Below are 2,235 nucleotides of genomic sequence, written 5' to 3'. Positions count from 1 at the left end.
TTGCGACAGCGCAACCGAGCCACCGCTTGCGCGCGCAGCGACGCTGCGCGCGAAACGGTCCATGATCAGCGTCGATATGCGTCTGCGTTGTGCGGCGGACACGCCTGGCCTTAATTTCGGGGGATTCGCTCGGTTAAGCTCTTTTTAGTCTGGAAACGCCTTCAATTCACCCTCTCGGGGGCCGCCGAATCGGCGCCATCGTGCCGAAATCCTGTGTAAAATCAGCATTCAACTACTATTTCGATGTCTGAGGTCAGTTCCCGCGCGCAGCAGCGAGTTTTGCCTGAGGTCAGGCGCTTCGCACTAGCCGTGCCGCGTAAAAGCCGTCAAGTCCGCCCAGCCGGGGCTCGGGATGAGGCAGATGGCAGGGCAGGGTGCGCAAGTCGCCATCGGAGGTGACGATTTCGGCCAGACCTGCGACTTCGCCCGCTTCAATCGGGACACGGCGCATCTCGGGCGTTTCGGCCAGAAGTGCTGATATCGCCTGCTCGCCTTCCTCCGGCTCCAGCGAACAGGTACAATAGACCAAGATCCCGCCCGGCTTGAGCATGGCAGCGGCCCGCCGCAGCAGGCGCGCTTGCAGGCCGGTCAGGCCGGCGAAATCGGCGTGTTGCCGCAGCCAGGCGACGTCGGGATGGCGGCGGATAGTGCCTGTCGCGCTGCAGGGCGCATCGACTAGGATGCCGTCGAAGCCGCCATTGGCTCCCGGCCATTCGGTCGCGTCGGCGACCTCGACGCCAGCCTCCAGATGCAGACGCGTAAGATTGTCCCGCAGCCGGGCGACCCGCGCCGGAGAGCGGTCGACCGCGACCACATTGGCGCCGGCCTGCACCAGTTGCGCCGTCTTGCCGCCGGGCGCGGCGCAGAGATCGGCAATCGCTTTTCCCTCGACCGCGCCGAACAGGCGCGCGGGCAGAGCGGCCGCGGCATCCTGCACCCACCACGCGCCTTCCGCGAAGCCCGGCAACGTCGTCACCGAACCCTGCAGCAGCGTGCGCACCGTGCCGGTCGGGAGCATTTGGCCGTGCAGGCGGCTCGCCCAGGCACCGGCATCGGACTTGACGGTGATGTCGAGTGTCGGTTCCTGGCCGAGCGCCAGGGCGATGTCGCGCGCGGCCGCCTCGCCGTAATGGGCCTTCCAGCGTGCGAGGAGCCAGGGGGGAATGTCGAGCCCCTCGGACCTGACATCGTCGACGATCGTCCGCCCCTCGCGTGCACAACGGCGCAGCACCGCGTTGACGAGACCGGCATATTTGGCGGCGCGCCGGTCGGACTGCACCAGCCGCACCGAAAGATCGACGGCGGCATGGTCCGGCACGTCCATCCAGAGGATTTGCGCTGCGCCGATCAGGAGTGCACTTTGTGCGCGCGGCGCGTCGGTCGGGACGCCGCGGTCGAGCAGGCGCGACAGCAGATGGCCGAGCGTCCCGAGCCGGCGCAGTACGGTTGCGACCAGACGCCGCATCAGCGCACGATCGCGATCGTCGAGCAATTTCAATCCCGGATGGGCGCCCGCGCCGTCGAGCTGCTCGTCCAGGGTGCGATGCCGGTGCAGCACCCCATCGAGAATGTCCGCTGCGATCCGCCGCGCCGCGAGACCAGGCACTTCGGTGGGGCGTGCAAATCGCTGGGAGGGCATGCTGAGACTGACTCGCAAACAAAAGGAGAAAGGGTTATGCGGTCGCATTGCACCGGACAAACGGCAACCTGACACGCGCATATCAGGGATATAAGAATCGTCTCTGGCTTTTCACGCGGGCCGCACAATCTGTTGACCAAATCTGGAGGTGATCGGGCGAGCGACCTGGTCGCAGAATTGAGAGTTGACGATGAGCGATGGTCCTTCACTTTCTGCGCCGGAGCGCAAGCCCCTCACACCAGAGGCCCGGCGCGCGCTGGCCGAGGCCGAGGCACGACGGCAGGCCGCGCATGCCACGCCGATGCCCAGGGAGTATCAGGGTGCAAAGGGGCCGGAGCCGACCCGCTACGGCGATTGGGAGAACAAGGGCATTGCGTCCGATTTTTGATCGAGGACGGATGTGCGATCGCCAAGCGCGCGAAAGAAGGGCTGCGCAAGGCTGCAGCCCTTTTCGTTTTTGAAGCACAGCTCGCCTTCGAAGCGAGCAGCGGCCTCAGCGCGTAACGACAACCGTCGTGCCGACCTCGACGCGCCGATAGAGATCGGTGATGTCGGTGTTCAGCATACGGATGGAGCCATAGGATACGAAGCCGCCG

At 65.7% G+C, this 2,235-nt stretch carries 3 protein-coding genes; 1 reads left to right on the top strand and 2 read right to left on the bottom strand.

Annotation, left to right across the window (positions count from 1 at the left end; all coding sequences use genetic code 11):
* Positions 1 to 289 precede the first annotated feature (289 nt).
* On the bottom strand, positions 290 to 1,639 hold the full coding sequence (locus JOZ76_RS32510) for an RsmB/NOP family class I SAM-dependent RNA methyltransferase (protein WP_291705481.1): 1,350 nt from the start codon (positions 1,637 to 1,639) through the stop codon (positions 290 to 292).
* Positions 1,640 to 1,829: 190 nt separating this feature from the next.
* Here JOZ76_RS32510 and JOZ76_RS32505 point away from each other — a divergent pair, with 190 nt between their 5' ends.
* Positions 1,830 to 2,027 (top strand): DUF1674 domain-containing protein, encoded by a 198-nt coding sequence (locus JOZ76_RS32505; RefSeq protein ID WP_291705480.1) that lies wholly within the window; start codon positions 1,830 to 1,832, stop codon positions 2,025 to 2,027.
* Between the two features lie 105 nt (positions 2,028 to 2,132).
* Here the strand turns inward: JOZ76_RS32505 and JOZ76_RS32500 are convergent.
* Positions 2,133 to 2,235 (bottom strand): L,D-transpeptidase family protein (locus JOZ76_RS32500; RefSeq protein WP_366938656.1); only part of this gene is annotated, 103 nt, incomplete at its 5' end.

Source organism: Bradyrhizobium sp. (assembly GCF_019244115.1).
Lineage (GTDB): Bacteria > Pseudomonadota > Alphaproteobacteria > Rhizobiales > Xanthobacteraceae > Bradyrhizobium.
The sequence above is the reverse complement of the archived record's forward strand: the minus strand, read 5'-3'. Positions and strand labels throughout refer to the sequence as shown.